This is a genomic window from Micromonospora sp. NBC_00421, assembly GCF_036017915.1.
GTDB lineage: Bacteria > Actinomycetota > Actinomycetes > Mycobacteriales > Micromonosporaceae > Micromonospora.
The window spans coordinates 1020175-1042599 of the sequence record NZ_CP107929.1 but is presented as its reverse complement, the minus strand read 5'-3'; the positions used below and the strand labels follow the sequence as shown (position 1 = coordinate 1042599).

Sequence of the window (22425 nt, the reverse complement as noted above, 5' to 3'; positions counted from 1 at the left end):
CAAGGATTGGATACTCATGTCGAAGGCGCTCGACGAGAAATGGGAAGTAAGATCAACCCTTGACGTCAGCTACGAGATTCGGATCGCCGCCGACCTGCTGAACCCGGAGAACCCGACACTGCTTGAGCTTCCTGACGGAGGAATCGGCTCGGGCGAACGTGTCGTGGTGCTGGACCACAACCTGGTGGGCTCCTACGGTTCCCGGATCGATGCCTACTTCCGGGCCCGCGCAGTTCCCCACCGTACCGTCGTGGTGTCGGGTGGCGAACAGAACAAGACCATGGGCCAGGTGTTCCAGATCGTCAGCGCGCTCAATAACGCCGGAACGCTGCGGGTGGGCAATCCGCCGATAGCGATCGGTGGCGGTGTGGCTCTCGACATCGTCGGCCTCGCGGCCAGTCTCTACCGCCGGGGGATCCCACACACCAGGGTTCCTACCACTCTGCTGTCGCTGGTCGACGTGAGCGTCGCCGCGAAGACGGGGGTGAACTTCCAGGGCTATCGGAACCGGATCGGCTCCTACAGCCCTCCCCCGTTGACGCTCGTGGACCTGTCCTTCCTGGGTACCGTGCCGCAACGCCAGATCTCCAACGGCGCGGGGGAAATGCTCAAGCTGGGCCTCATCAAGGACGCGACCCTCTTCGAGTTGTTGGAGGCCGGCGGCCCAGACCTGGTCAACAGCCGGTTCCAACACTCGCAAACGGCTCGGCACGCCATCGGCCTCGCCATCGCCGACATGATCGAAGAGTTGCGTGACAATCTCTGGGAGAAAGACCTGCGGCGAGTCGTCGACTACGGTCACTCTTTCAGCCCGCTGGTCGAGATGCGACACGTCCACGACCTGCTGCACGGCGAGGCCGTGACACTCGACTGCATCTTCTCGGCGGTCATAGCCCTGCGTCGCGGCCACCTAGGGCACGCTGACCTGCAACGGATTCTCGACACCGCCCGCGGTCTGCGCCTGCCCGTGTGGCATTCCGCCTTCGGCGATGCCGCACTGCTGTGGCAGGCACTGTCGGACACCGTGCGGCATCGCAACGGTAGCCAGAACCTGCCGCTCATGGCCGGAATCGGCAGGTCGCTCTTCATCAACGACCTCACGTTCGACGAGGTGGCGACCACCGTGGAGCACATGCGCCACCTGGCGACCGAGAGCCTTCGGCTCGATGCGGTGGTCGCTCCGTGACGGGGGCGGTGGACCTCGGCCAGTGGCTGCGCGGTCGGGTGCTGTTCGTCACCGGTGCCAGCGCCGGCATCGGCCGGACCACGGCGACGGTGGCCGCCCGTAGCGGCATGAAAGTCGTGGTCGCGGCGCGGCGGGCGGACGAATGCCAACGGTTGGTCAAGGAGATCGTCTCGACGGGTGGCGACGCCGTCCACGCCGTCGTCGATGTCACCGACGAGGAGCAGGTCGCGGCAGCGATCAGGTTGGCGGTCTCGACCTACGGCAGACTCGACTGCGCGTTCAACAATGCCGGCGTCTCGGGCGACGGCCGGATCGTCGATCTCGACGCGAGCATGTTCGACCGGGTGATGAACGTCAATGCCCGTGGACTATTGCTGTGCATGCAGCACGAGCTCCGGCAGATGCGCGCGCAGGGCACGGGGACGATCGTCAACAACATCTCCGTTCATGGCTTCCGCAACGCCTTCCCGGGGGTCGGAGCGTATGCCGCCTCCAAGCATGCGGCGGTCGCGCTCACCCGCGCCGCGGCGATCGAGAACGCGGAGATCGGGCTGCGCGTCAACGCGGTGGCGCCCGGCCCGATCGACACCGAGATGTTTCGGTCGTCGACGGCGACCAACCCCGTCGCGGCGAGGTGGCCCCGACTGATCCCGGCAGGCCGGGTCGGCACACCCGACGAGGTCACCGTGACGGTCATGTATCTGTTGTCCGATCTGTCGAGCTATGTCAACGGCCAGATCATCGGCGTGGACGGCGGATTCCTTGCGCTGTGAGGAGAGAAACGATGCGAGATAGGCGTTACGACTTCGTCGTCATCGGCGCGGGCATTGCGGGCAGTGTCCTGGCCAACCGGCTCTCGGCCGACCCGTCGGTCTCCGTGCTGCTGCTGGAGGCCGGACCCGATGCTGCCTCGGATCCCAGGATCACCTCGCCGTCGTCCTGGCCGCAGTTGCTCGACAGCGAGTACGACTGGTGCTACCGGACGGCGCCCCAACGACACCTGCACAGGCGCGAGCTGGCGTGGCCGCGAGGGCGGGTCGTCGGTGGGTCCAGCTCGCTGCACGCCATGGTCTATATCCGCGGCCACGCCAGCGACTTCGACAGGTGGGCGCTGTTCGGCGGCCCGGACTGGGGCCGCGAGGGCGTCCTGCCCTGGTTCGAGCGCCTGGAGAACGACGCCCTCACCGTCAGCTCGCTGCAGCAGCCGCACCTGTTGGCGCAGGCGTTCGTCGACGCCGGGCAGGAGCACGGGATCGAGGCCAACGCCGACTTCAACGGCTCGCGCCAGCAGGGGATCGGCTTCTACCACGTCATGCAGCGTGCCGGGCGACGGTGCAGTGCGGCCGACGCCTACCTGCGGCCAGTGGCGACGCGACCGAATCTGACCATTCACAGCGGCAGTCGGGTACTGAAGATCGTCGTCCGCAACGGGGTCGCCACCGGCGTACGGCTACACCTCGCCGGCGAACCGATCACCGTTCACGCCGACCGTGAGGTGATCCTATCGGCAGGGGCCGTCGCGTCACCGCAGCTACTGATGCTGTCCGGCATCGGAGCCGCCTCACAGCTACGTGAGCACGGCATCCCGGTGCACGCCGACCTGCCCGGAGTCGGCAGCAACCTCCACGACCACGTCCAGGTCTCGGTCTGCCACCGGTGCCCGACGCGGCACCCGGTGGCGCCGACGTCGAATCTCGGTGAAGCCGGCGGATTCGTCAATCTGCTCGGCACATCCGACGCACCGGACGTGCAGCTCTCCTTCGCACCGATGGTCGACCTCAACGCCGCTTCGGAGTTCGGTGGCGGCTTCACCATCGGCGCTGCGGTAACCCGTCCCACCAGCAGAGGACGGGTTTCGCTCGCCTCGGCCGACCCGTGGCAGCCACCCGTCATCGACCCCGACTACCTGGCGACCGACCACGACAGCCGGACGCTGGCTGCCGGCGTCGCACTGGCGGTCGAGCTGGGAAAGACCGCGGCTCTTCGCCGGTACGGACAGCGCACGTCGGTGGTCGATGACGTCCTCGACTTCTGCCGGCGCAACGCCCAGACGCAGTTCCATCCGGTCGGCACCTGCAGATTCGGCACCGACGACCACGCGGTCGTCGACCCGGACCTCCGCGTACACGGCATCGGAGCGCTGCGGGTCGTGGACGCGTCGGTGATACCTACGGTGACCACCGGCAACATCTCGGCGCCGGTGTTCGCCGTCGCGGAGAAGGCCGCACACCTGATCATCGAACCTGTCCCGGCGGCGAGTGGAGCCCGACGGTGAACGACCACGACGCGATCCTGTTCGACTGGGACGGGACGCTGGTCGACAGCCACGCCGCCCACTACCAGTCACTGAAGGAGGTGATGGACGAACAGGGCATCGTCGTCGACCGGAACTGGTTCATGTCGGAGACGGGGATGTCGACAGCAGAATCGATCACGCTGCTGGCCCGCCAGCAGCAGGTCACGCTGACCCTGCCGCTCGCCGAACTCGTCCGGCGGTGTGAGTCGGTCTACCTCGACAGCGTGGATCGCGTCAGGGAGATCACCGCGATAGTCGACATCGCGCGGAGCAACCACGGCGTGCTCCCGATGGCCGTTGCGTCCGGTGGGCTACGAGCCAGCATCACCGCGACCATGACGGCGCTGGACCTCGACGAACTCTTCGACGTCGTGGTGACTCGGGAGGACGTCACGGCCGGCAAGCCAGCGCCGGACATCTTCCTGGTGGCGGCGGAGCGGCTCGGAGTCCGCGCCAGCAGGTGTCTGGTGTACGAGGACAGCGACGCCGGCATCGCCGCCGCCCGTGCCGCGGGCGCCACGGTAGTGGACATCCGTCAAATCTGAGAGAAGGAAGCCATGCCTGGACCCGGATACGCATTCCTCGGTGCCGAGGAGAAGCACAACATCGCTCAGGTGCTGGACAACTGGGACCTCAATCGCTATGCCTACGACAAGCCGGATTTCACCTCGTTCGTCCGGGAGTTCGAACTGAGCAGCCAGCAACTGTTCCACTCGCCGTACTCCGTCGCGGTGAACAGCGGCACCTCGGCCCTCCTGACCGGCCTCGCCGCCCTGGGCATCGGTCCCGGCGACGAGGTGATCGTTCCCGGCTACACCTTCGTCGCCTCCATCGGCAGCATCATCTACAGCGGTGCCACGCCGGTGCTGGCCGAGATCGACGAGTCCCTGACGTTGGATCCGGCCGACGTCGAGTCCCGGATCACCGCACAGACCCGCGCCATCATGCCGGTCCACATGCTCGGTGCGCCCTGTGATCTGGCCCCGCTGCGCGACATCGCCCGACGGCACGACCTCGCCATCATCGAGGACGTCGCGCAGGCATGCGGCGCCTCCTACCAGGGCCAGAGGCTGGGCACCTGGGGCGACGTCGGCGCCTTCTCACTCAACCCCTTCAAGGTCATCTGCTGTGGGGAGGGCGGTTTCCTGCTCGCCTCGAACGAGCGGCTCTACCAGCGGGCCTATTCCTTCCAGGACCAGGGCTGGTTCCCGCTGCGCACGGACACCGGGCAGGGCGACGTCCTGTTCGGACTCAACCTTCGAATGTCCGAGCTCGCCGGGGCGATCGCGTGCGCCCAACTGGGAAAACTCGACGCGGTCATCACCTCGGTACGCGAGCACAAGGCGCAACTGGCCTCACTGATCACCCAGCGCGACGGGGTCCGCCGTCGTGTCCTGCACGATCCGCACGGTGAGTGCGGAACGCTACTGGTCTACGTGTTCGACCGTGTCGAGGACGCCGCTGCAGTGGCCGCCGCGTTGGGCACCAAGACCCTTGTCGACTCGGGTCGGCACTACTACGGCAACATGCCACAACTGGGTGCGTTGACCGGTGACGGTCCCAACGTCGCCCCGTTCCGCGCGCCGGGTACGGAGACCAAGCACGACTACCGGCGTGGCAGCCTGCCGCGCACCGACGAGGTTCTGGCCCGGTCGGTCGCCTTCTCCATCGGTGTGTCGGACCAGTACCTGGGTGCCGGATTCGGTATCACCGTCCGTTCGACCGAGGCTGAGGTGGCCCACGTCGCCCAGCAGATCAACGCGACGATGGACGGCGTGCTCGGCTAGCGGAACCGGTGCCGGCCCCCGCCTGCAAGGGCGGCGGGCCGGCACCGCCCGTAGATCTTAAAACGTGAGGGGCGACATGAAAATACGATCGGTGGCCGCGGAAGAACTCACCGACACAACTTTTGCCTTACAGGCGTACGCCTTCATGTCATCGCCATGGGAAGAAGCGCAGCGGGAGGCGTTTCACAAGAGCAGCATCTACCGGCGGACGGCCACCTGCCTGGTCGTCGAAGAGGCGGGCAGGATCGTCGCCTGCGCCGAGGCGCTGCCCATGCGGCAGAACCTGCGCGGCACCGTGCACCCCATGGCCGGTGTCGCCTCCGTCGCCTCCCATCCGGGGTCACGGCGCAAGGGCCACGTCCGGGCGCTGCTCAATCGGCTGCTGCGACAGATGCGCGACCAAGGATGCCTGCTGAGCACGCTGTATCCATTCCGGCCGAGCTTCTACCAGCGATTCGGCTATGTGGGCCTGCCCCGCAAGCGCACCGCCTGCCTCCAGACACCGGGGTTGCGCCTGGCCGGCGAGGTGCCCGGGACGGTCAGCCAACTCGACCTACGTGACGGCTTCCCCGAATACACGGCCCTCACCCACGAACTGCTGAGACACTGGCACGGTTTCGCGGTGTTCGACGAAGTGCAGTGGGCCGCACGCCGGGAGAATCCCCCACAGTGGCTCGCGCTCGCCTGCGTCGACGGTGCAGTTGTGGGAGCCCTGACATATCGGATCACGGGCTTCGGCGGAGACCTCGTCGGCGACGACCTGCTCACCACCGGACCCCTGGGGCGGGCGCTGCTGTTGCAGTTCCTGGCACGGCATGTCGACCAGGTGAAGACGGTCAGCGTGACGGTGGCGGCAGGTGAGCTGGCCGAACTGTGGGACACCGACCTGGAGGTGACCGAGACGGGTCGCGTCGCCCTGCCCGGGGAGCCCGCCCCGATGGGCAGGCTGCTACGCATGGACGCCCTCGACGGTATGCCCTGCGGGACGGGCGACGTCACCGTGCAGATCGTCGACGACGAGCTGATCGGCGGAACCCATCGGCTGGTCGGCGAACGTGGCACGATGCTCGTGGAGCAGACGACGCGGCGACCCACCGCGGTCCTGACCGTCGCCGGCCTCAGCGGTCTGGCCTACGGTGTGCTCGACCCGGTGGACATCAACGCCCGCCAACTGGGAACGGTGGATCCGGAATCCCTGCAGCCGCTACGGCGACTCTTCCCGCGCGCCTCTCCCTACCTCTTCTCGACCTTCTGACGACGCCTGGGTGACCCAGCGCGCCCGTGATCTCGCTGCGGCGAAAGTTCGCAGCGTCCGATAGTTGCCCGCCGGCCGGTCGGTGGCCGACCTGCGGGCTCCGGTATCCAGGAACCGGTCGGACGGCCCGGCCTCTGCGGGCCGGGTTCCGGTTCCCGCCCGAGGCGATCGTGCTGGCGGTCAGCCCCGGTCGAGGTCCGGGAATTCGTTACCGGCAAGGACGAACTCGTCGCCGAGTACCTGCGCCGGTTCGACCCCTCCGTTCTGTCTGGCGTGTTCGACCGCACCGACCTCACGCCCCGCGAACGGCTCCTCGCCGCGTTCGACGTCCCTCACGCCACCCCCCTGTGCCCCTACATCGGCGCCGCCGTCGAACTTCACGACCCCCAGCACCCGGCATCCCAGTACGCGCGCGACTACAAGGAAGCCGTCGCCGCGCGGCTCGCCGACACCGCCCGGGAAGCCGGTGCCGCCGAACCCGAACAACTCGGCGAGCAACTCGCGCTACTCATCGACGGTGCCGCGACCCGGACCCGGGTTCTCAACGCCGACGCCTTCCCCACCGCCGCCGTCCTCATCGACAAACGCCATCCCCGCGTCATCTCCTCCGCAGGCAGGCGATGACCGTGGAACTAACGGGTCTACTCCCGTTCCGGCGAGAGGCCAATGACGGCCCGATCACGCCTTGCCGCCCGGAAGACGACGTCGAATTCGGCGTGACCGGAACGATAGATCACGCCCCACAACGGCAAGAACAAACCGGATTCGCAGAAGGAGATCAACCGGGCTCGGGGCCGCGTAGATATCCGTGTTCAGCCGGGGGTGCTCCGTGGGGCAGGACCTCGATCCCGTGTGTTGTGGTTCTAGGGTTCTCGTAGACCGCTCGGCGCCTCGTGATCCGTTGGACAGCCGATGCACGGGCATTCATGGCTTGCGCATGTGTCTCGAGTCACACTGCTTTGGCTATCCGCCGGGCGGTCGGCGCCGTCCTACTGAGCGTGGGTGATCAGGAAGCGGTGACCGAGGTGCAGCTGGTTCGCCGCTGCGCACGCGGTGAGCATGCCGCTTTCGACGAGTTGTACCGGCGTACGGCGCCGTGGCTGGCGACCCGGTTACGGCGCCGGTGTTCCGACGACGAGATCGTGGCCGAGGTTCTGCAGGAGACCTTCATGGCGGTGTGGCGGTCGGCGGGGTCGTTCACCGGCTCGGCGCAGAGTGGTGCGACGGGCTGGATCTGGACGATTGCGGCACGCCGGCTGGTGGACGCCTTCCGGCACCGTGCCCGCGCGGCGGAACTTCCGCTTGCGATAGCCGCAGCGCCGGCGCCCGCCGCCGAGGACGAGGTGCTCTGATGGTGCTGCGCCGCACCGTCACGGTGCTTACGGCGCTTCTGCCGGTTCTCGCGGCGGTCGGCTGGGCCGTCGGGACGTCGGTGGCGTTGTGGCTGCTGCCCTGCCTGACCGTTACCTCGGCCACGATCGCGCTGGGCAGTCTGCTCGGCGTACGAAGGGCTGCCGGTGTCGTCGCCGCTGCCTGGGTCGCCGTGGTGACGGCACCGGCGATGCTGACCCATCAGCTGCCCGGCGTGCTGGACGCCGACAAGGCCCCGGTCTGGGCAATGACCGGGCTGGTACTGGCCGCCCTGGCCTGGACCCGCGCTGACGCCTTCCAACGGCTCGCCACTCGTAACTGATCAACGGCCCGCCCACTGTTTCCCGCTGCCTGCCAGCGGCTGGTGATTCCTGTCCAAGGAGCGATGATGGTACGGAGTCTGTCCGAGGCCGAGTTGAGGCCGACCACGTGGGAACACGCGGTGCAGGCGCACGGCTTGCAGGTCCGGGCGGGCCGGCATCTGGCGGTGACCGGCCTCGACCTGCGCATCGGTGTAGGCGTCCACGGCCTGCTGGGTCCCAACGGCGCCGGGAAGACCACGCTGATGCGCGCGCTGGCGACCGTGCTCAGGCCAGCCGCCGGCAGCCTGAACCTTCTTAGTCGGCCGGTGCACGAGCGTCGAGCCGATCTGCGGCCGATCCGGCGCATGATGGGCTACCTGCCGCAGGAGTTCGGCTACTACCCGAAGTTCACCGTCTACGAGTTCGTCGAGTACACGGCCTGGCTCAAAGAAGTGCCCACGGCCGGCATCACCGTGGCCGCCGAACGGGCGATCACCCGGGTCGGGCTCACCGAGCGGGCCGGCAGCAAGTTGAAACAGCTGTCCGGTGGGATGCTGCGTCGTGCCGGTGTGGCCCAGGCCATCGTCAACGACCCGGCGTTGCTACTGCTTGACGAGCCCACCGTGGGTCTCGACCCGGAGCAGCGGTTGACCTTCCGCGAGCTGCTCCGTGACCTCGGCGCCGACACCTGCGTGCTGGTCTCTACCCACCTGGTAGAGGACGTGGTGGCCTCGTGCACCGATGTGGTCATCATGCATGCCGGCCGGGTGGTGTGGCAGGGCACGCCCGCGGAACTGGCCGAACGCGGCGGCACCGGTGACCCCGGTGACAGTGCCGCTGAACGCGGCTACGCCGCGGTGATCCGCCAGGCCCGGCGGGAGGCCGGCGCATGATAAGCGCTTGCCATCGACCTGCGCCGTAGCGCTGCGGTCGGCGCCGGCCTGATCGTGCTCCTACTCGGCCTCGCCGCGATGTATCTCCTCTTCGGGCCCGATGCGTGGAGCAGCCGATGGTCCCCGCTGGCAACTACGCTACGCACAGCGCTTGCCTTCACCTGGCCGCTCACCCTGGCCGCCGGGGCGTGGCTGACCGACCGCGACCGCCGCGGACGCGTCGGCGAGTTGTTCACCAGCACTGCCCGGCCCGCCTGGCAACGCGCCGCGTCACCGGCCCTCGCGCTGAGTCTGACCGTCACCGTCGCCTACCTGCTGACCGTGGCCGCATGCCTGCCGCTGGTAGCCGGCTCGGCGACCTACTTCAACCCCGCCGCGATCGCCGTCATCACCACCGGGCTGCCGCTGCTACTCGCCGCCGGGCTGCTCGGCATGGGCCTGGGCACCGTCGTACCGTCGCGGTTCACCGCGCCAACTCTGGCCATGGCCGGACTGATCCTGTCCAGCGCCCCCGGCCTGCTGTCCGCCTACTACGTCGCTGGCCGTGTCCAGCAGAGCGTTGCTCTGCTGTCGCCGGTGCTCGGCCAGAGCGGCGACTTCCTCATCGTGCCGGCCCGGCTGAGTCTGGCCCAGTCCATCTGGGCGCTCGCCCTGGCCACCACCGGATTCCTGCTGCTGTCGGCCACCAACGTCCGCGCCCGCACGGCTGCCGCCCTACCAGCCGTCTTCGGTGCCGTGACCGCGCTGCTTCTGCTGGCGTCGGCCGGCCCGGCCAACAGCATGGACGCCGTCGACGCCGGTGCCCGCGAGCTGGTCTGCGCCGACGGAACACCCCGCGTCTGCGTCCGCCGGGTACACGCCGCCATCCTCCCCGACACCGTCGCACCCGCCCGCGACGCCCTGCACCGCCTCAGCCGCCTACCGAATCCCCCGACCGCCGTCGACGAAGGGATCCGAGACATCAGCGGTAACCCCGCCGAACAGGACACCCCGTCAGGGCAGACCATCACCTTCTACATCGACAGCGGACGGGCCGCGGACATCGACGCCGAACAGGTCACGCTGCAACTACTGACCGGTGCGGGGGTCATCAGCTGCGGAGACACCAGCAACTGGGAGACGTACGGCGCCGCCCGGCTCGCCGCCGCGTACTGGCTGCTCGAAACCCCGCCACCGGACACTGAACAGAAAGCAGTCGAGGTATGGCAACGGCTGGCCTCACTGCCCGCAGCCGAACAACTGGCACGCATCGCCGCGCTCCGCGACGCTGGCCTTGCCTGCAACGCCGACACCCAGTGGGACATCCTGATGGGTAGCCCTCGATGAAAGGGCTTGCTCACCACTTCCGAGCGCGCCGGATACCCGCCGCCATGATCGGCGCCGCGGCGGTGGTCTGGGGCCTCTGGGCGATCTGGACCGCAATCTCGCCACCCGACATCCTGTCGGCTCCCCTGTCCATGGCCGCCACCGGCTTCGCCGCCGTCGCCGCCGGCATCACTCTCACCGGTCCCGACCCCGACCTGGACCGCACCGCCGCACTGCCCTGGCCGACTCGGCGGGCACTGCACCTGACCCTCGCCGCTCTGGTCGTCCTCGGTCTGCTGCTGTCGGTAGCCGGCACGATGCACGGATACGGCGAGCCGGCCGCCCTCGCGCGCAACTGCGCCGGCGCGCTCGGTCTGATCAGTCTCGGCGCTGCCACCCTTGGTAGCGCACGCTCATGGTTCTATCTGGTCCCCTTCATCACCATTCCGCCGTTCCTGCCGATCAGCCGCACCACCGGCGACAGCGTCCTCGGCCAAATTCTCAGCTGGCCCCTGCAGCCAGCCGAATCCACAACAGCCGGCACTACCGCAGCCGGACTGCTCGTCCTCGGCGCAGCCCACTACATCCTGCGAGGATCACGACTGAACACATCAGCAGGGACTGCCGCCTAATGCGATGTTCCCCCGTCCAGGCTGATCCCGACCACCACGTAGAAGGGCCGGTTCGTGACCTGCCCCTGCCGGATCTTCATCACCAGCGCGTCGATGAACACCACGGGATACACTCGATCCAGAGGCCGCTGCCGCCAGGATTCCGGCGGAAGGTCCACATCCGGGGCCGTGGAACCGGAAGGCCAAAGACCGAGCGTTTCACGCTGCCCGTCTGATTTCTCTCCGTGAGAACGGGCGCCAGATGTTCGCCACTTTCAGCGCCAACTCGCCGCCCCGTTCTCCGCGGATGTTCGTCAGAACGAGCGCCGCTTGTTGACAGTTACAAGTCGGCGCGAAGGTCGACAGAGGATCAGCACGTCACTCTACGTAGACGTCGGCTGCGATGTTGGACCAAAGGTCTACGCGCGGTTCCGCCGATCTGTGTGATGAGCGGCCACTTCAACAGACGGGCCCCGAACTGCTGGTGCCGGCGTTGACCCGGATGCCGCGCGGGGCCGCACTGCCCCTGGCCGCACTGGCGGTGTTGGCCCTGGCCCGCCGGCGCAGGGCCACCGGTGCCACGCCGGCGTGGGCGTAGCGGATGTCGCTGGCCGAGGTCGGCATCGGGTACGGGACGGTGCCGTGGGTGTGGATGACCCTGCTGCCGGGCTCCCGGGCCGGGGTGAGCCTGGTACCGCTGCGGGATCTGCTCACGATCCTCGCCGACCGCGGGTCGGTGACGCTGACGGGGCAGGTCGCCGGCAACCTGCTGGTGTTCGCGGCGCTGGGGTTCTTCGCCCCGCTGCGGTTCGCGGCGCTGGCGTCGGTGCCGCGGATCCTGGCGCTCGCGGCGGGCTGCTCGGTCCTGGTGGAGGCCGGGCAGTACGTCCTGCGGCTGGATCGGGTGTCGTCCGTGGACGACGTGCTGCTCAACGCCGCTGGCGCCGGGCTGGCCGCGCTGGCCTCGCGCCGCTGCGCGTCAGGAGGTAGCCGGCACAGGCGGTCAGCGCCATGGTTGCCAACGCCGCGGACGGACCGATGAGTGCGCGGCCACCCTCGCGGGAGCCCAGCGCGGCTCCGAAGGAGCGGTCAGCCATCAACGACCAGCGAGACCGCCACGACAGGGCCGACCCGATCGAGAGCGCGGACCCGATGGACAGGACCGATCCGGCGGAGCCGACGCTGCCGACGGAGGCGATCGAGCCGACGCTGCCGATGGACAGCACCGAGCCGCGCGATCCGATGGACAGCAACGAGTCGGTGGACCACAACGACAGCCGTGACGAGCGGGTGGAGGTCATGAACGGATTATGCGGGACTGCTGTTGCTCCCGCGGCCATCCGGATCTGGCCGGGAGCAGCCGCCGCGACCTCGGGTGGCGTCTGACCTCAATCTGACGGAGAGGGAGGGGGTGGGCACGGTCTGTGCGGATATCGACCAGCGCGGCACCGGAGGCAAGGAAATGAGCGGCGTCGATTGACGGATGGCCGCCCGGTCGGGAGACTGACTGACGCAGGTAAATGTCATGGGAGTGTTCACAGGGTGTTACAAATCCAAGACCGCAGGTTGGCGGGCTGAGACTCCGGGCCGGAAGGCCGGTCGAAGGCGCATTGCGTGAACGCTCCCCGTCCGACGTCCGCTGCTACTGCTCCGACCAGACCGGGACATCCCGACGGTGATCGGCATCCTCACGGCCGTGTCGCTGCCACGGCCGTGCCTCGGCGCGGTCCGAGGGTCGCCACCGTGCCAGCCCACAGGAGGTACCTGAACTGTGTCGACACCTTCGGCGGCACCGGCGGCACGTCGCGCCTCCCGACACTGACCCGCACGAGCCCTCAACCGGTCGTCCTCAAGCCCTGGAGATCGTCATGTTGTCACGCAGACAGCGCGTCGCGCTGCTCTCCGCCTGCACGGCGGTCACCGTCAGCGCCGGCGTCGCCGTCGTCACGGTGGCGTCCGCCGCCGCGATCCGTCAGGAGGTCGAGACCGCGCCTGCCACCTGCGACGGCGCGATCGAGTCCAACCACACCGGCTACTCGGGCAGCGGGTTCTGCAACGGCAGGAACGCCGTCGGTGCGGCGGCGCAGTTCACCGTGAACGTGTCGGCCGCCGGCACGGCGACCATCGCCGTCCGGTATGCCAACGGTACGACCGACAACCGCCCGGCCGACGTGCTCGTCAACGGCTCGGTGGCGCAGGCCGCTAGCACGTTCGACCCCGCCGGGGCGTGGACGACCTGGGCCACGAAGACCCTCACCGCCTCGCTCACCGCCGGCAGCAACACGATCCGGTTGAGCCCCACCACCGCCGCGGGACTCGCCAACATCGACTACGTCGAGGTCGAGACGACCGGCACCCCGCCGCCGTCCGAGACGGGCCGACAGCTGGAGGACCTGAACCGGGGCGTGGTCAGCGTCCGCTCCGGGTCGGGCAACCTGGTGTCCTGGCGGTTGCTCGGCACCGAGGCGGCCAACACGGGCTTCAACGTCTACCGCGGCGCCACGAAGCTGACCGCGTCGCCGATCACCACCTCCACCAACTACCTCGACTCCGGGGCGCCCGCCGACGCCTCGTACACGATCCGTGCGGTGGTCGACGGGGCGGAGCAGGCGGCCTCGGAGGCGTCGCTGCGCTTCGCCGGTGGCGACCACCTGGACGTGCCGATCTCCCGGCCGGGCAGCAACTACACCGCCGGTGACGCCAGCGTCGGCGATGCCGACGGCGACGGGCAGTACGAGATCTTCCTCAAGTGGGACCCCAGCGACCAGAAGGACAACTCCCAGTCGGGCGTGACCAGCAACGTCTACCTCGACGCCTACCGGCTCGACGGCACCCGGTTGTGGCGCGTCGACCTGGGGCGCAACATCCGTGCCGGAGCCCACTACACGCAGTTCCAGGTGTACGACTACGACGGTGACGGCCGGGCGGAAGTCGCGGTCAAAACCGGCGACGGCAGCCGCTCCGGCACCGGGCAGGTCATCGGTGACGCGAATGCCCTGCACCGTAACGCCGGCGGGTACATCCTCACCGGGCCCGAGTACCTGACCATGTTCAGCGGGCTGAGCGGCGCGGTGCTGGCCACGGTGCCGTTCCAGCCGGCCCGCGGCAACGTCAGTGACTGGGGCGACGACTACGGCAACCGCGTCGACCGGTTCCTGGCCGGCACCGCGTACCTCGACGGGCGCCGACCCAGCCTGATCGTGGGCCGTGGCTACTACGCCAAGACCGCGATCGCCGCGTACGACTTCCGCAACGGACAGCTCACCCTGCGGTGGAAGTTCGATTCGAGCAGCGCGGGCAGCCAGTGGACCGGCAAGGGCACCCACTCGCTGTCCATCGCCGACGTCGACGGCAACGGCACCGACGAGATCATCTACGGCGGCATGACGATCAACGCCAACGGGACCGGCCGCTACACCACCAACTTCTACGCCCACGGCGACGCGCTGCACGTCAGCGACTTCGTGCCCAGCCGCCCCGGCAAGGAGATCTGGCAGATCCACGAGCAGAACTCCGGCGCGGCGGCGACGCTGCGCGACGCCAACACCGGCGCGATAATCATGCAGAAGAACAACAGCTGCGGTTGCGAGGGGCCGGGGCGTGGTGTGGCCGGTGACGTCTTCGCCGGCAACCCCGGCGCCGAGTTCTGGGGGAGCGGCACCGGCCTGACCAGCCTGTTCAACTCCGCTGGCGGCAGCGTCGGGCGTACCCCGGGCAGCTCCAACTTCCTCGCCTGGTGGGACGGCGACCCGGTGCGGGAACTGCTCGACGGCAACCACGTCGACAAGTACGGCACGGGCGGCGACACGCGCCTGCTCACCGCCACCGGCGCGCACTCGATCAACGGCACCAAGGCGACGCCCTCGCTCTCCGGTGACCTGTTCGGCGACTGGCGGGAAGAGGTCATCCTGCCCCGGGACGACAACGCCGCGCTGAGTATCTACGCCAGCCCGACGCAGACCGACCGGCGGCTCTACACCCTCCTGCACGACCCGCAGTACCGGGTGGCGATCGCCTGGCAGAACACCGCCTACAACCAGCCGCCACACCCGAGCTTCTTCCTGGGCGACGGCATGACCACCCCGCCCCGCCCCGACATCTACCTCCGGTAGCTGCCACTTCCGGAGTACGGCGTCCGACCTCGTCGTGCCGGGCCTGCGGGAACACCACCGACCTTCGATCAGCCAAGGAGCTCAGTCATGAGACCCCTGCCCTTCCTCGTCATCGGCACGCTCGTCGCCGGCACGGTCGCGGCGCTGAGCGGCAGTCCCGCGACGGCGGCCGTGAACCGGTACGAAGCCGAGACAGCGCCGGCGGTGTGCACCGGCACGATCGACGCGAACCACGCCGGCTTCTCCGGGACCGGGTTCTGCAACGGCGACAACGTCGTCGGCGCCTCGGTCCAGTTCACCGTGACCATGCCGGCGGCGGGACGGGCGACCCTGGGCGTACGCTTCGCAAACGGCACCACCACCGGCCGCCCGGCGGACGTCCTCGTCAACGGCACCCGGGTCTCGACCGCCGCCTTCGGCGGCACCGGTGCCTGGACCACCTGGTCGGCCAGCACGCTCACCGTGTCGCTGGGTGCCGGAAGCAACACCATCCGGCTCAGCCCGACCACGGCGGCCGGCCTGCCCAACGTCGACAATCTCGATGTCGACACCTCCGGCAGCTCCTCGGCCGGCACGGGTCGGCCGGACGACTCGAACATCCAGTACTACGGCCGGTGGAACAGGTCCGACCCGGCGTTCCCCGCGATGGGCTGGGCCGGCGGCTACCTCGAGACCCGCTTCACCGGCAGCGTCATCGGGGTGCGCCAGCGCAACGCCATCGACCTGTACTACTCCGTCGACCAGGCCGCACCGCAGTGGCGGCGCAACGTGTCCGGCAACGTCACCCTCGCCTCCGGGCTGACCGGCGGCTCGCACAGCATCCGGATCGGCTACCGCGAGCGGGCCGGCTCGTACACCGGCGACCCGGTGTTCGGTGGGCTCATCCTGGCCAGCGGGGCGCAGACCGCGCCGCTGGCCAGGCCGGCGAACCTCGTGGAGTTCATCGGTGACTCCATCACGGTGGGCCAGCCCAACGCCAACCGCCCCTTCACCGCCTACCCGTGGCTCACGGCCGAGGCCCTCGGGGCCGGTCACACCCAGGTCGCCCAGGGCGGCGCCTGCCTGGTCAACCAGGACTGTTACGGCATGGTCGACTGGTTCCGCCGCTCCTCGGCGTGGGTGAGCACCGACGACTGGAACTTCGGGACGTACCAGGCGACCGCCGTGGTCATCAACCTCGGCACCAACGACGTCGGCCACGGCGTCAGCACCGCGCAGTTCCAGCAGAACTACGTCGTCATGCTCGAACGCGTGCGCGTGGCGTACCCCAACGCGGAGATCTTCGCGATGGGCGTCTTCCGCAACCGGTACGTGCCCGAGACCCGCAGCGCCGTCGCCACCCGCACCGCGGCCGGCGACGCGAAGGTCCACTTCGTCGACACCACGGGCTGGATCGACCCGGCCACCGACACCACGGACAACGTCCACCCGACGGACGCCGGCCACGTCAAGATCACGCAACGGCTCCGGCCGATTCTCGACCAGTACATCTGAGCGACCCGAGGAGCGACATGAATCGACGAGCGGTCATCGGCGTCGTGACGATGACGACAGTCCTCATCGGGCTGGGCGCCACCATCGCCACGGCAGCGCCCAGTCGGTACGAGGCCGAGACGGCGCCGGTGGTGTGCACCGGCACGATCGACGCGAACCACGCCGGGTACTCCGGGACCGGGTTCTGCAACGGCGACAACGCCGTCGGCGCGGCGGTCCGGCTCACCGTGACCACCTCGGCGGCCGGGACGGCGACGCTGGACGTACGGTTCGCCAACGGCTCCACCACCGCGCGACCCGCCGCCGTCCTGGTGAACGGCACATCGACGCAGACGGTGCCCTTCGCGCCCACCGGGGCGTGGACGACGTGGGTCACCACGACGGTGACCGTGCCGGTGAACCCGGGCACCACCACCATCGGGTTCAGCCCGACCACGGCCGGCGGGCTGCCCAACCTCGACTACTTCGACCTGACGGGCAGCGGCCCGTCGCCGAGCCCGTCGCCGTGCGCGCCGCCGTCGTCCAGCTCTCCTCCCCCGCAGGGGCAGGTCACCGTCTGGTTGGCCGGCGACTCCACGGTGGCCGACCCCTCCGGCGGCACCGTGTGCCCGGCCGGCTGGGGCAACCAGTTCGCCCAGTACTTCACCAGCGACGTCACCGTACGCAACAGTGCCGTGGGCGGGCGGAGCATCCAGACGTGGCTCTACGACCCCAACGTGACGAGCACGAAGAACCCGGCCGGGGAGTGCGTCGTCAGCCCGGAGACGTACTCCTCGCGCTGGCAGGCCATGCTCGACCCGACGACCGGCATGAAGCGCGGCGACTACCTGCTCATCCAGTTCGGGATCAACGACGGGACCAGTGCCTGCCCCCGCCACGTCGGTTCGGCGCGGTACCAGCAGTTGCTCGGGATGATGGCAACCGCGGCCAAGGCGCGCGGCGCCCACCCCGTCTTCCTGACCCCGCCGGCCGCGCTCACCTGCTCCGGGAGCACGGCGGTCGGCAACCGCGGCTTCGTCACCGAGACGAACTCGGCCGGCAGCGCGAACGCCGTCCCCGTCATCGACCTGCACCGGCTCAGCTACACGCTCTACAACAGCCTGCGTTTCTGTCCCTTCAACGGCGACTACGGCTCGGGCCCGGTGGGTGCCTTCTTCTGCGACGACCACACCCACTTCGAGCCGTCCGGCGCCAGGCAGATCGCCGGCGTCGTCACCCGAGCACTCCGTGACCAGCAGATCCCCCTGGCCACCTACCTGAGATAGGACGGGGACGCCGGTGACCGACCGGCGATCCGACCATCGCGGCCCACCCGGGGCGGCGACGCTGTACCGGCCACCGGCGTCCCGGGCTGGCCGGTCGCACCGTCGTCGCCCTCGGGCGTGCCTGGATGGTGCGGCGGCCGAGCGGTCCCGACATGCTGCCTCCTCAGACGCAACTTCTGGTGGCAAGATAGGCGAGATCCATCAACCGAAATAGATGGCCGGATGAACAGCGGATTCCCCGCATAGATTACCCACAGTAGGCGGGTCACTTACCGGCAGGAACGGTGGGCTGCCCCACGGAGGGTATCAGCTACAGGACAGTTGATTGTGTAGTCCGATCACGGGCAAAAGTGGGCAGATCAGGGGCGCTGACCCGGGTCGGTCCAGCGGTACCGAAGCGGACCAGCTCCGCCTCCCGTCGGCGGCGGAGCCGGACGCGCGGTCGTTAGCGGAACATGTCGATGTTGCGGTGAACCCAGGTGTGGAAGCTGGTCGCGGGTCGGCCCGCGATATCCGAAACGGCGGTGCTGATCGATGCCGGGTGCAGTTCGAGGGCCTGCCAGTAGTTCAGCAGCGCTTCCGCGTAGTCGCCGGTCACGTACTGGTTGGCAGGCTGTTTCCACTGCTCGCGGGTGATCCGGTTGACGGTGATCGTCTCGCCGAGGGCGGCCGACAGGGCGTGTGCCTGTTCGGCGAGGCTGATCGCGTCCGGTCCGGTGAGGTTGAGTGTGGCGCCGCGTAGCCCGGAATCGGTGAGGGTGTGGTACGCCACCTCGGCGACGTCGCCCTCGTCGACGGCGTCGACGCGGGCGGCTGGGTAGGGCAGGTCCACGGCCCGTTTAGCGCGGATGCCGTGCATCCATTGCCGGGCGTTGCTTGAGAAGGAGCCCGGGCGGTAGCCGAACCGACCACCGACGATCAGCAGCGACCCCATCGTGAGCGTGTGACTGGCACCCAGCCATGGCGCCAGCGAGTCGGTGGCACCGAGGTCCCGCAAGATCGCCGGTGCCGCGACATTGGTGACGGTGGTGCTGAGGAGATCCAGAACGTCGGCCGCGACGATGACGGCGAGAACCGCCCACGTGCGCCTGGACATAAAGGAGGACACGGCAGAGGAACTCTCTTCTGAGAGACCAGACTGCGAGCCCAGTGGCACCTGCTGGTGCAGAACGACAAGCTGTTCGGACCGCAGTACGCGCTCATCGGCACCACGGCTCAGCTCGCGCTCGTCGAGTACGCGTGGCGGTGACTGCGCGTGCCGACAGAGTGATCGCGCGTCCATGACCTCGTCGAGACAGCGCGCGCAGGGCCGCCGCCGGCCGCATGCCTGCGGTGACCCTGTCAGCAGGCTGAGTCGTCGTCGAGCCACCTGTTGCCGCCAAGTTGAAGATCAGCGACCGATCGATCGGGTCAGCCGGGCCGGCCGGCAGCCATCGTGGCGGCCAGACCGGCGACCGTGGGATCGGAGAACAGCGTCCGGATCGGTAGGTCGATGCCGTAGTCGGCGCGGATCCGGGCCATCAACCGGGCCGCCGTCAGCGAGTGCCCGCCGAGGGCGAAGAAGTTGTCCCGTACGCCCACCGGCGCCGGCAGCAGCAACAGCTCGGCCACGATTGCGGCCAGGCGGGCCTCGACCGGGGTGCGCGCCGCGACCGACTCCTGACTCGACGACGCGCTCCAGTCGGGCTCGGGCAGGTTGCGGTAGTCGACCTTGCCGCTGCGGGTGAGCGGCAGCTCGGGCAGCACCACGTACGCGGCCGGGACCATGTAGTCGGGAAGCGTTTGCCGCAGGTGTTCGCTCAGCCCGGCGGGCGGCCGGTCGGCGCCGTTCCCGGTGACGACGTAGCCGATGAGGCGCACGTCGTCACCGCCACCCCGCACCGACACCACGGCCTCGGCAACGTCGGGATGGCTTCGTAGGGCCACCTCCACCTCGCCGCTCTCGATCCGGTACCCACGGATCTTGATCTGCCGGTCGGCCCGGCCGGCCAGCTCGATCCGGCCGGTCCGGCGCCACCGGCCGACGTCACCGGTCCGGTACAGGCGGGCACCCGGCCGCGGGGCGAACGGGTCGGGCCGGAAACGGGCCGCGGTCATCCCGGGTGCACCGTGGTAGCCGTGGGCCACCCCGGCTCCCCCGATGTAGACCTCCCCGAAGACGCCGGGCGGGACCGGCCGCTGCCGGGCGTCGAGCACGTACAGCCGGGTGCCGGCGATGATCGACCCGATCTCGATCGGGGCCGGCGATCCGGCGACGACGTCACCGCCGGAGTAGATCGTCGTCTCGGTCGGGCCGTACAGGTTCCACACGCGCGCTCCCGGGCCGGCGCCCATCACGTCGGCCAGGTCCCTGGGCAGCGGCTCCCCGGCGGTCATCCGCAGCGTCACGGCGTCCGGGATGCCGCCGGCGTCGACGAGCATCCGCCAACCGGCCGGCGTGGCCTGCATGGCAGTCGCGCCGCTGTCGATCAGCAGTTCGCGCAGCCGGGTCGGGTCCTTGACCTGGTCGGTATCGGCGACCGCGACGCGTCCGCCGGCCAGTACCGGCGCGAGCAGCTCGACCAGGGCGATGTCGAACGCGAACGTCGACACGGCGACGAACCGGTCCTGCGGGCCGAGGGCCAGCATCGGCACGACCGCGTCGAGCAGCGCCGCGATGCCGCCCTGGGTCACGGTGACCGCCTTGGGCCGGCCGGTCGACCCCGAGGTGAAGATGGTCACGGCCGGGGCCGACGGCGGCCGGTCGGGTACCGGCTCGGGCCGCTCGAGGTCCGCCGGGAGCGCGGCCAGGTCCACGACCGGTATCGGCGCCGCCGTCGGTGGGAGGGCCGGCGCGCCCGCGACGCCGCTGTCGACCACGATCGCGGCCGCCCCGGCATCGGCCAGCATCATGGCGATGCGCTGTTGCGGATAGATCGGGTCCAGCGGTATGTAGGCCGCGCCGGTCGACCAGACGCCGAGGACCGTGGGCAGGAGTCGGGCGCCGCGGGGCAGCAGGATCGCCACCCGGTCGGCCGGGCCGACACCCCGGTCGGCGAGCGCGGCGGCGATCCGCCCGGCCCGGTCGCGCACCTGCGCGCCGGTCAGCTCGTCGTCGCTGCCGGTGACGACGACCGAGTCGCCGGCACACGCCGCGGACAACCGGGCCACGGCGGTGGCCTCCGGGTCGAGGTGCGGGCCGCCGTCCGGCCAGCGGTCGGTGACCAGGGCCGACAGATCGGGGGACATGATCTCCGCGTCGGCGACGACGCCGTCCGGGTCGTCGGCGAGGCAGCGCAGGACCGCCTGGAAGCCGTCGGTCACCAGTTGGCCGGTCGCGTCGTGGAAGAGGTCGCTGTTGTAGTTGACCCGCAGCTGGGGTGCGTCCGCCGCCTCGGTGACGGTCAGCTCGATCTCGAACTTCGCGGTGCCGTTCTCCACCAGCTCGGGCCGCCAGTGAAGCCCGCCGCGGTCCGGGACGGCCCAGGACTCCTCCATCGCGAACATCACCTGGGTCAGCGTGAACCGGGCCGGGTCGCGGTCGGGGCGCAGCAGTTCCACCATCCGCTCGAACGGCAGCTCCTGGTGGGCCAGCGCCCGCGCGGTCGCGAGGTGGACGGATCGCACCAGGTCGCCGAGCGTGGCGTCCCGGTCGATCCGGACCCGGATCGGCACGGTGTTCATCAGCAGGCCGACCATCGTCTCCGTCTCCGGCCGGGTCCGGGCGGCCATCGGTACGGCGATCACCAGGTCGTCGCTGTCGGTCAGCCGGGACAACACGACCGCGTAGGCGGCCAGCAGGACGGCGAACACCGTGGTGCCCTGCCGGGCCGCGAGCTGCCGGAGCGCATCGGCCAGGCCGGTGTCCAGTGTGGTGTGGATGGACCGGCCGGCGAAGGTCTGGCGGTCCGGATACGGCTCGTCGGTCGGCAGTGACAGCGCCGACGGCGCGTCGGCCAGCTCGTCCTGCCAGAACCGGCCGGCCGACGCGTACCCGCCGTCCTCGGCGTGCCCGAGCTGCCAGACGGCGTAGTCGGCGTACTGGATCGCCGGCTCCGCGACGATCGGGGCACCGTCGCCGACGAGCGCGTCGTAGTCGGTGGACAGCTCGTCGAACAGGACCCGGAACGACCAGCCGTCGGCCACGATGTGGTGGGCCACGACCGCGAGAACATGGGCCTGCGGCGATATCCGGACCAGGGTGGCCACGGCGAGCGGCCCGGTGGCCACGTCGAAGGTGATGCCGGCCATGTCGCGGATCAGCGCCTGGGCGGCCGGTACCCGCTCGCCGTCGGGCCGATCCTCGACCGAGGTGATCAGCAGCGGCCGCGGCTCGGGCTCGTCGTCGACGATCTGCACCGGCACGCCGGCCTCGTGGCGGAACGTGGTGCGCAGGGACTCGTGCCGGGCCAGGGCCGCGTCCCACGCTCCCTGCAGCGCGTCGACGTCGAGCGGACCGTCCAGCCACACCGCCCAGGAGATGTTGTACGTGGGCAGGTCGGGGTCCATCTCGACCAGCAGCCACATCCGCCGCTGGGCGAACGACGTCGGGAGCTCGTAGATAGCCAC

The 22425-nt window shown here is 69.5% G+C and carries 20 protein-coding genes and 1 pseudogene; 17 read left to right on the top strand and 4 right to left on the bottom strand.

Going from position 1 to position 22425, the window contains the following annotated elements; translation table 11 throughout:
- Positions 1-16: 16 nt before the first annotated feature.
- The 12 genes and pseudogenes from OHQ87_RS05010 to OHQ87_RS04955 all read left to right on the top strand — a co-directional run bounded on the left by OHQ87_RS05010 (position 17) and on the right by OHQ87_RS04955 (position 11027).
- Positions 17-1186 (top strand): sedoheptulose 7-phosphate cyclase, encoded by a 1170-nt coding sequence (locus OHQ87_RS05010; protein ID WP_328345364.1) that lies wholly within the window; start codon positions 17-19, stop codon positions 1184-1186.
- Positions 1183-1959 carry an SDR family NAD(P)-dependent oxidoreductase gene (locus OHQ87_RS05005; RefSeq protein ID WP_328345362.1) on the top strand — a complete coding sequence of 259 codons (777 nt, stop codon included), beginning with the start codon at positions 1183-1185 and terminating at the stop codon, positions 1957-1959. The genes OHQ87_RS05010 and OHQ87_RS05005 overlap by 4 nt, the downstream gene beginning before the upstream one ends.
- Positions 1956-3461, top strand: coding sequence for a GMC family oxidoreductase (locus tag OHQ87_RS05000; RefSeq protein WP_328345360.1), 1506 nt, complete (start codon positions 1956-1958; stop codon positions 3459-3461). The genes OHQ87_RS05005 and OHQ87_RS05000 overlap by 4 nt, the downstream gene beginning before the upstream one ends.
- Positions 3458-4027 (top strand): HAD family hydrolase, encoded by a 570-nt coding sequence (locus tag OHQ87_RS04995; RefSeq protein ID WP_328345358.1) that lies wholly within the window; start codon positions 3458-3460, stop codon positions 4025-4027. The genes OHQ87_RS05000 and OHQ87_RS04995 overlap by 4 nt, the downstream gene beginning before the upstream one ends.
- Positions 4028-4039: 12 nt before the next feature.
- Entirely contained in the window at positions 4040-5269 is a 1230-nt protein-coding gene (locus tag OHQ87_RS04990; RefSeq protein ID WP_328345356.1) for a DegT/DnrJ/EryC1/StrS family aminotransferase, read from the top strand.
- A gap of 91 nt (positions 5270-5360) precedes the next feature.
- Positions 5361-6524 carry a GNAT family N-acetyltransferase gene (locus OHQ87_RS04985; protein WP_328345354.1) on the top strand — a complete coding sequence of 388 codons (1164 nt, stop codon included), beginning with the start codon at positions 5361-5363 and terminating at the stop codon, positions 6522-6524.
- 273 nt (positions 6525-6797) lie between these two features.
- Positions 6798-7148, top strand: coding sequence for a hypothetical protein (locus OHQ87_RS04980; RefSeq protein WP_328345352.1), 351 nt, complete (start codon positions 6798-6800; stop codon positions 7146-7148).
- A 368-nt stretch (positions 7149-7516) separates the two neighbouring features.
- Positions 7517-7873, top strand: a pseudogene (locus tag OHQ87_RS04975) (RNA polymerase sigma factor); the annotation flags it as partial.
- Between the two features lie 2 nt (positions 7874-7875).
- Positions 7876-8217, top strand: coding sequence for a hypothetical protein (locus OHQ87_RS04970; protein ID WP_328345350.1), 342 nt, complete (start codon positions 7876-7878; stop codon positions 8215-8217).
- A gap of 66 nt (positions 8218-8283) precedes the next feature.
- On the top strand, positions 8284-9090 hold the full coding sequence (locus OHQ87_RS04965; protein ID WP_328348749.1) for an ABC transporter ATP-binding protein: 807 nt from the start codon (positions 8284-8286) through the stop codon (positions 9088-9090).
- Between the two features lie 78 nt (positions 9091-9168).
- Positions 9169-10416: a hypothetical protein gene (locus OHQ87_RS04960; protein WP_328345348.1), complete on the top strand. Its 1248-nt coding sequence runs from the start codon at positions 9169-9171 to the stop codon at positions 10414-10416.
- A gap of 44 nt (positions 10417-10460) precedes the next feature.
- On the top strand, positions 10461-11027 hold the full coding sequence (locus OHQ87_RS04955; RefSeq protein WP_328345346.1) for a hypothetical protein: 567 nt from the start codon (positions 10461-10463) through the stop codon (positions 11025-11027).
- On the opposite strand, the gene OHQ87_RS04950 is transcribed toward OHQ87_RS04955, so the two are convergent.
- The gene (locus tag OHQ87_RS04950; protein ID WP_442930681.1) at positions 11024-11185 is read right to left on the bottom strand and encodes a transposase; all 162 of its coding nucleotides are present in this window, start codon (positions 11183-11185) and stop codon (positions 11024-11026) included. The two genes, OHQ87_RS04955 and OHQ87_RS04950, sit on opposite strands and share 4 nt — an antisense overlap.
- Before the next feature lie 422 nt (positions 11186-11607).
- On the opposite strand from OHQ87_RS04950, the gene OHQ87_RS04945 reads away from it, so the two are divergent.
- Positions 11608-12048, top strand: a complete 441-nt coding sequence (locus OHQ87_RS04945; protein ID WP_328345344.1) for a VanZ family protein — start codon at positions 11608-11610, stop codon at positions 12046-12048.
- Here OHQ87_RS04945 and OHQ87_RS04940 read toward each other — a convergent pair.
- The gene (locus OHQ87_RS04940) at positions 11936-12232 is read right to left on the bottom strand and encodes a hypothetical protein (protein WP_328348748.1); all 297 of its coding nucleotides are present in this window, start codon (positions 12230-12232) and stop codon (positions 11936-11938) included. The genes OHQ87_RS04945 and OHQ87_RS04940 overlap by 113 nt on opposite strands.
- Here OHQ87_RS04940 and OHQ87_RS04935 point away from each other — a divergent pair.
- From OHQ87_RS04935 to OHQ87_RS04920, 4 genes are all read left to right on the top strand, one after another.
- Positions 12159-12392, top strand: a complete 234-nt coding sequence (locus OHQ87_RS04935) for a hypothetical protein (protein WP_328349127.1) — start codon at positions 12159-12161, stop codon at positions 12390-12392. The two genes, OHQ87_RS04940 and OHQ87_RS04935, sit on opposite strands and share 74 nt — an antisense overlap.
- Before the next feature lie 482 nt (positions 12393-12874).
- Positions 12875-15118: a rhamnogalacturonan lyase family protein gene (locus OHQ87_RS04930; RefSeq protein ID WP_328345342.1), complete on the top strand. Its 2244-nt coding sequence runs from the start codon at positions 12875-12877 to the stop codon at positions 15116-15118.
- Positions 15119-15205: 87 nt separating this feature from the next.
- Complete coding sequence (locus tag OHQ87_RS04925) at positions 15206-16612, top strand: GDSL-type esterase/lipase family protein (protein WP_328345340.1); 1407 nt, start codon at positions 15206-15208, stop codon at positions 16610-16612.
- A gap of 17 nt (positions 16613-16629) precedes the next feature.
- Entirely contained in the window at positions 16630-17877 is a 1248-nt protein-coding gene (locus OHQ87_RS04920) for a carbohydrate-binding protein (RefSeq protein ID WP_328345338.1), read from the top strand.
- 445 nt (positions 17878-18322) lie between these two features.
- On the opposite strand, the gene OHQ87_RS04915 is transcribed toward OHQ87_RS04920, so the two are convergent.
- On the bottom strand, positions 18323-19159 hold the full coding sequence (locus OHQ87_RS04915; protein ID WP_328345336.1) for a hypothetical protein: 837 nt from the start codon (positions 19157-19159) through the stop codon (positions 18323-18325).
- Positions 19160-19287: 128 nt separating this feature from the next.
- Positions 19288-22425, bottom strand: a complete 3138-nt coding sequence (locus OHQ87_RS04910) for an amino acid adenylation domain-containing protein (protein WP_328345334.1) — start codon at positions 22423-22425, stop codon at positions 19288-19290.

Bases quoted from the DNA above. Each gene is read 5' to 3' on its own strand.
- OHQ87_RS05010 (WP_328345364.1), top strand. From the start codon at position 17: ATGTCGAAGGCGCTCGACGAGAAATGGGAAGTAAGATCAACCCTTGAC.
- OHQ87_RS04990 (WP_328345356.1), top strand. From the start codon at position 4,040: ATGCCTGGACCCGGATACGCATTCCTCGGTGCCGAGGAGAAGCACAAC.
- OHQ87_RS04970 (WP_328345350.1), top strand. From the start codon at position 7,876: ATGGTGCTGCGCCGCACCGTCACGGTGCTTACGGCGCTTCTGCCGGTT.
- OHQ87_RS04965 (WP_328348749.1), top strand. From the start codon at position 8,284: ATGGTACGGAGTCTGTCCGAGGCCGAGTTGAGGCCGACCACGTGGGAA.
- OHQ87_RS04960 (WP_328345348.1), top strand. From the start codon at position 9,169: ATGTATCTCCTCTTCGGGCCCGATGCGTGGAGCAGCCGATGGTCCCCG.
- OHQ87_RS04955 (WP_328345346.1), top strand. From the start codon at position 10,461: ATGATCGGCGCCGCGGCGGTGGTCTGGGGCCTCTGGGCGATCTGGACC.
- OHQ87_RS04945 (WP_328345344.1), top strand. From the start codon at position 11,608: ATGTCGCTGGCCGAGGTCGGCATCGGGTACGGGACGGTGCCGTGGGTG.
- OHQ87_RS04935 (WP_328349127.1), top strand. From the start codon at position 12,159: ATGGACAGGACCGATCCGGCGGAGCCGACGCTGCCGACGGAGGCGATC.
- OHQ87_RS04930 (WP_328345342.1), top strand. From the start codon at position 12,875: ATGTTGTCACGCAGACAGCGCGTCGCGCTGCTCTCCGCCTGCACGGCG.
- OHQ87_RS04925 (WP_328345340.1), top strand. From the start codon at position 15,206: ATGAGACCCCTGCCCTTCCTCGTCATCGGCACGCTCGTCGCCGGCACG.
- OHQ87_RS04920 (WP_328345338.1), top strand. From the start codon at position 16,630: ATGAATCGACGAGCGGTCATCGGCGTCGTGACGATGACGACAGTCCTC.
- OHQ87_RS04915 (WP_328345336.1), bottom strand. From the start codon at position 19,159: ATGGACGCGCGATCACTCTGTCGGCACGCGCAGTCACCGCCACGCGTA.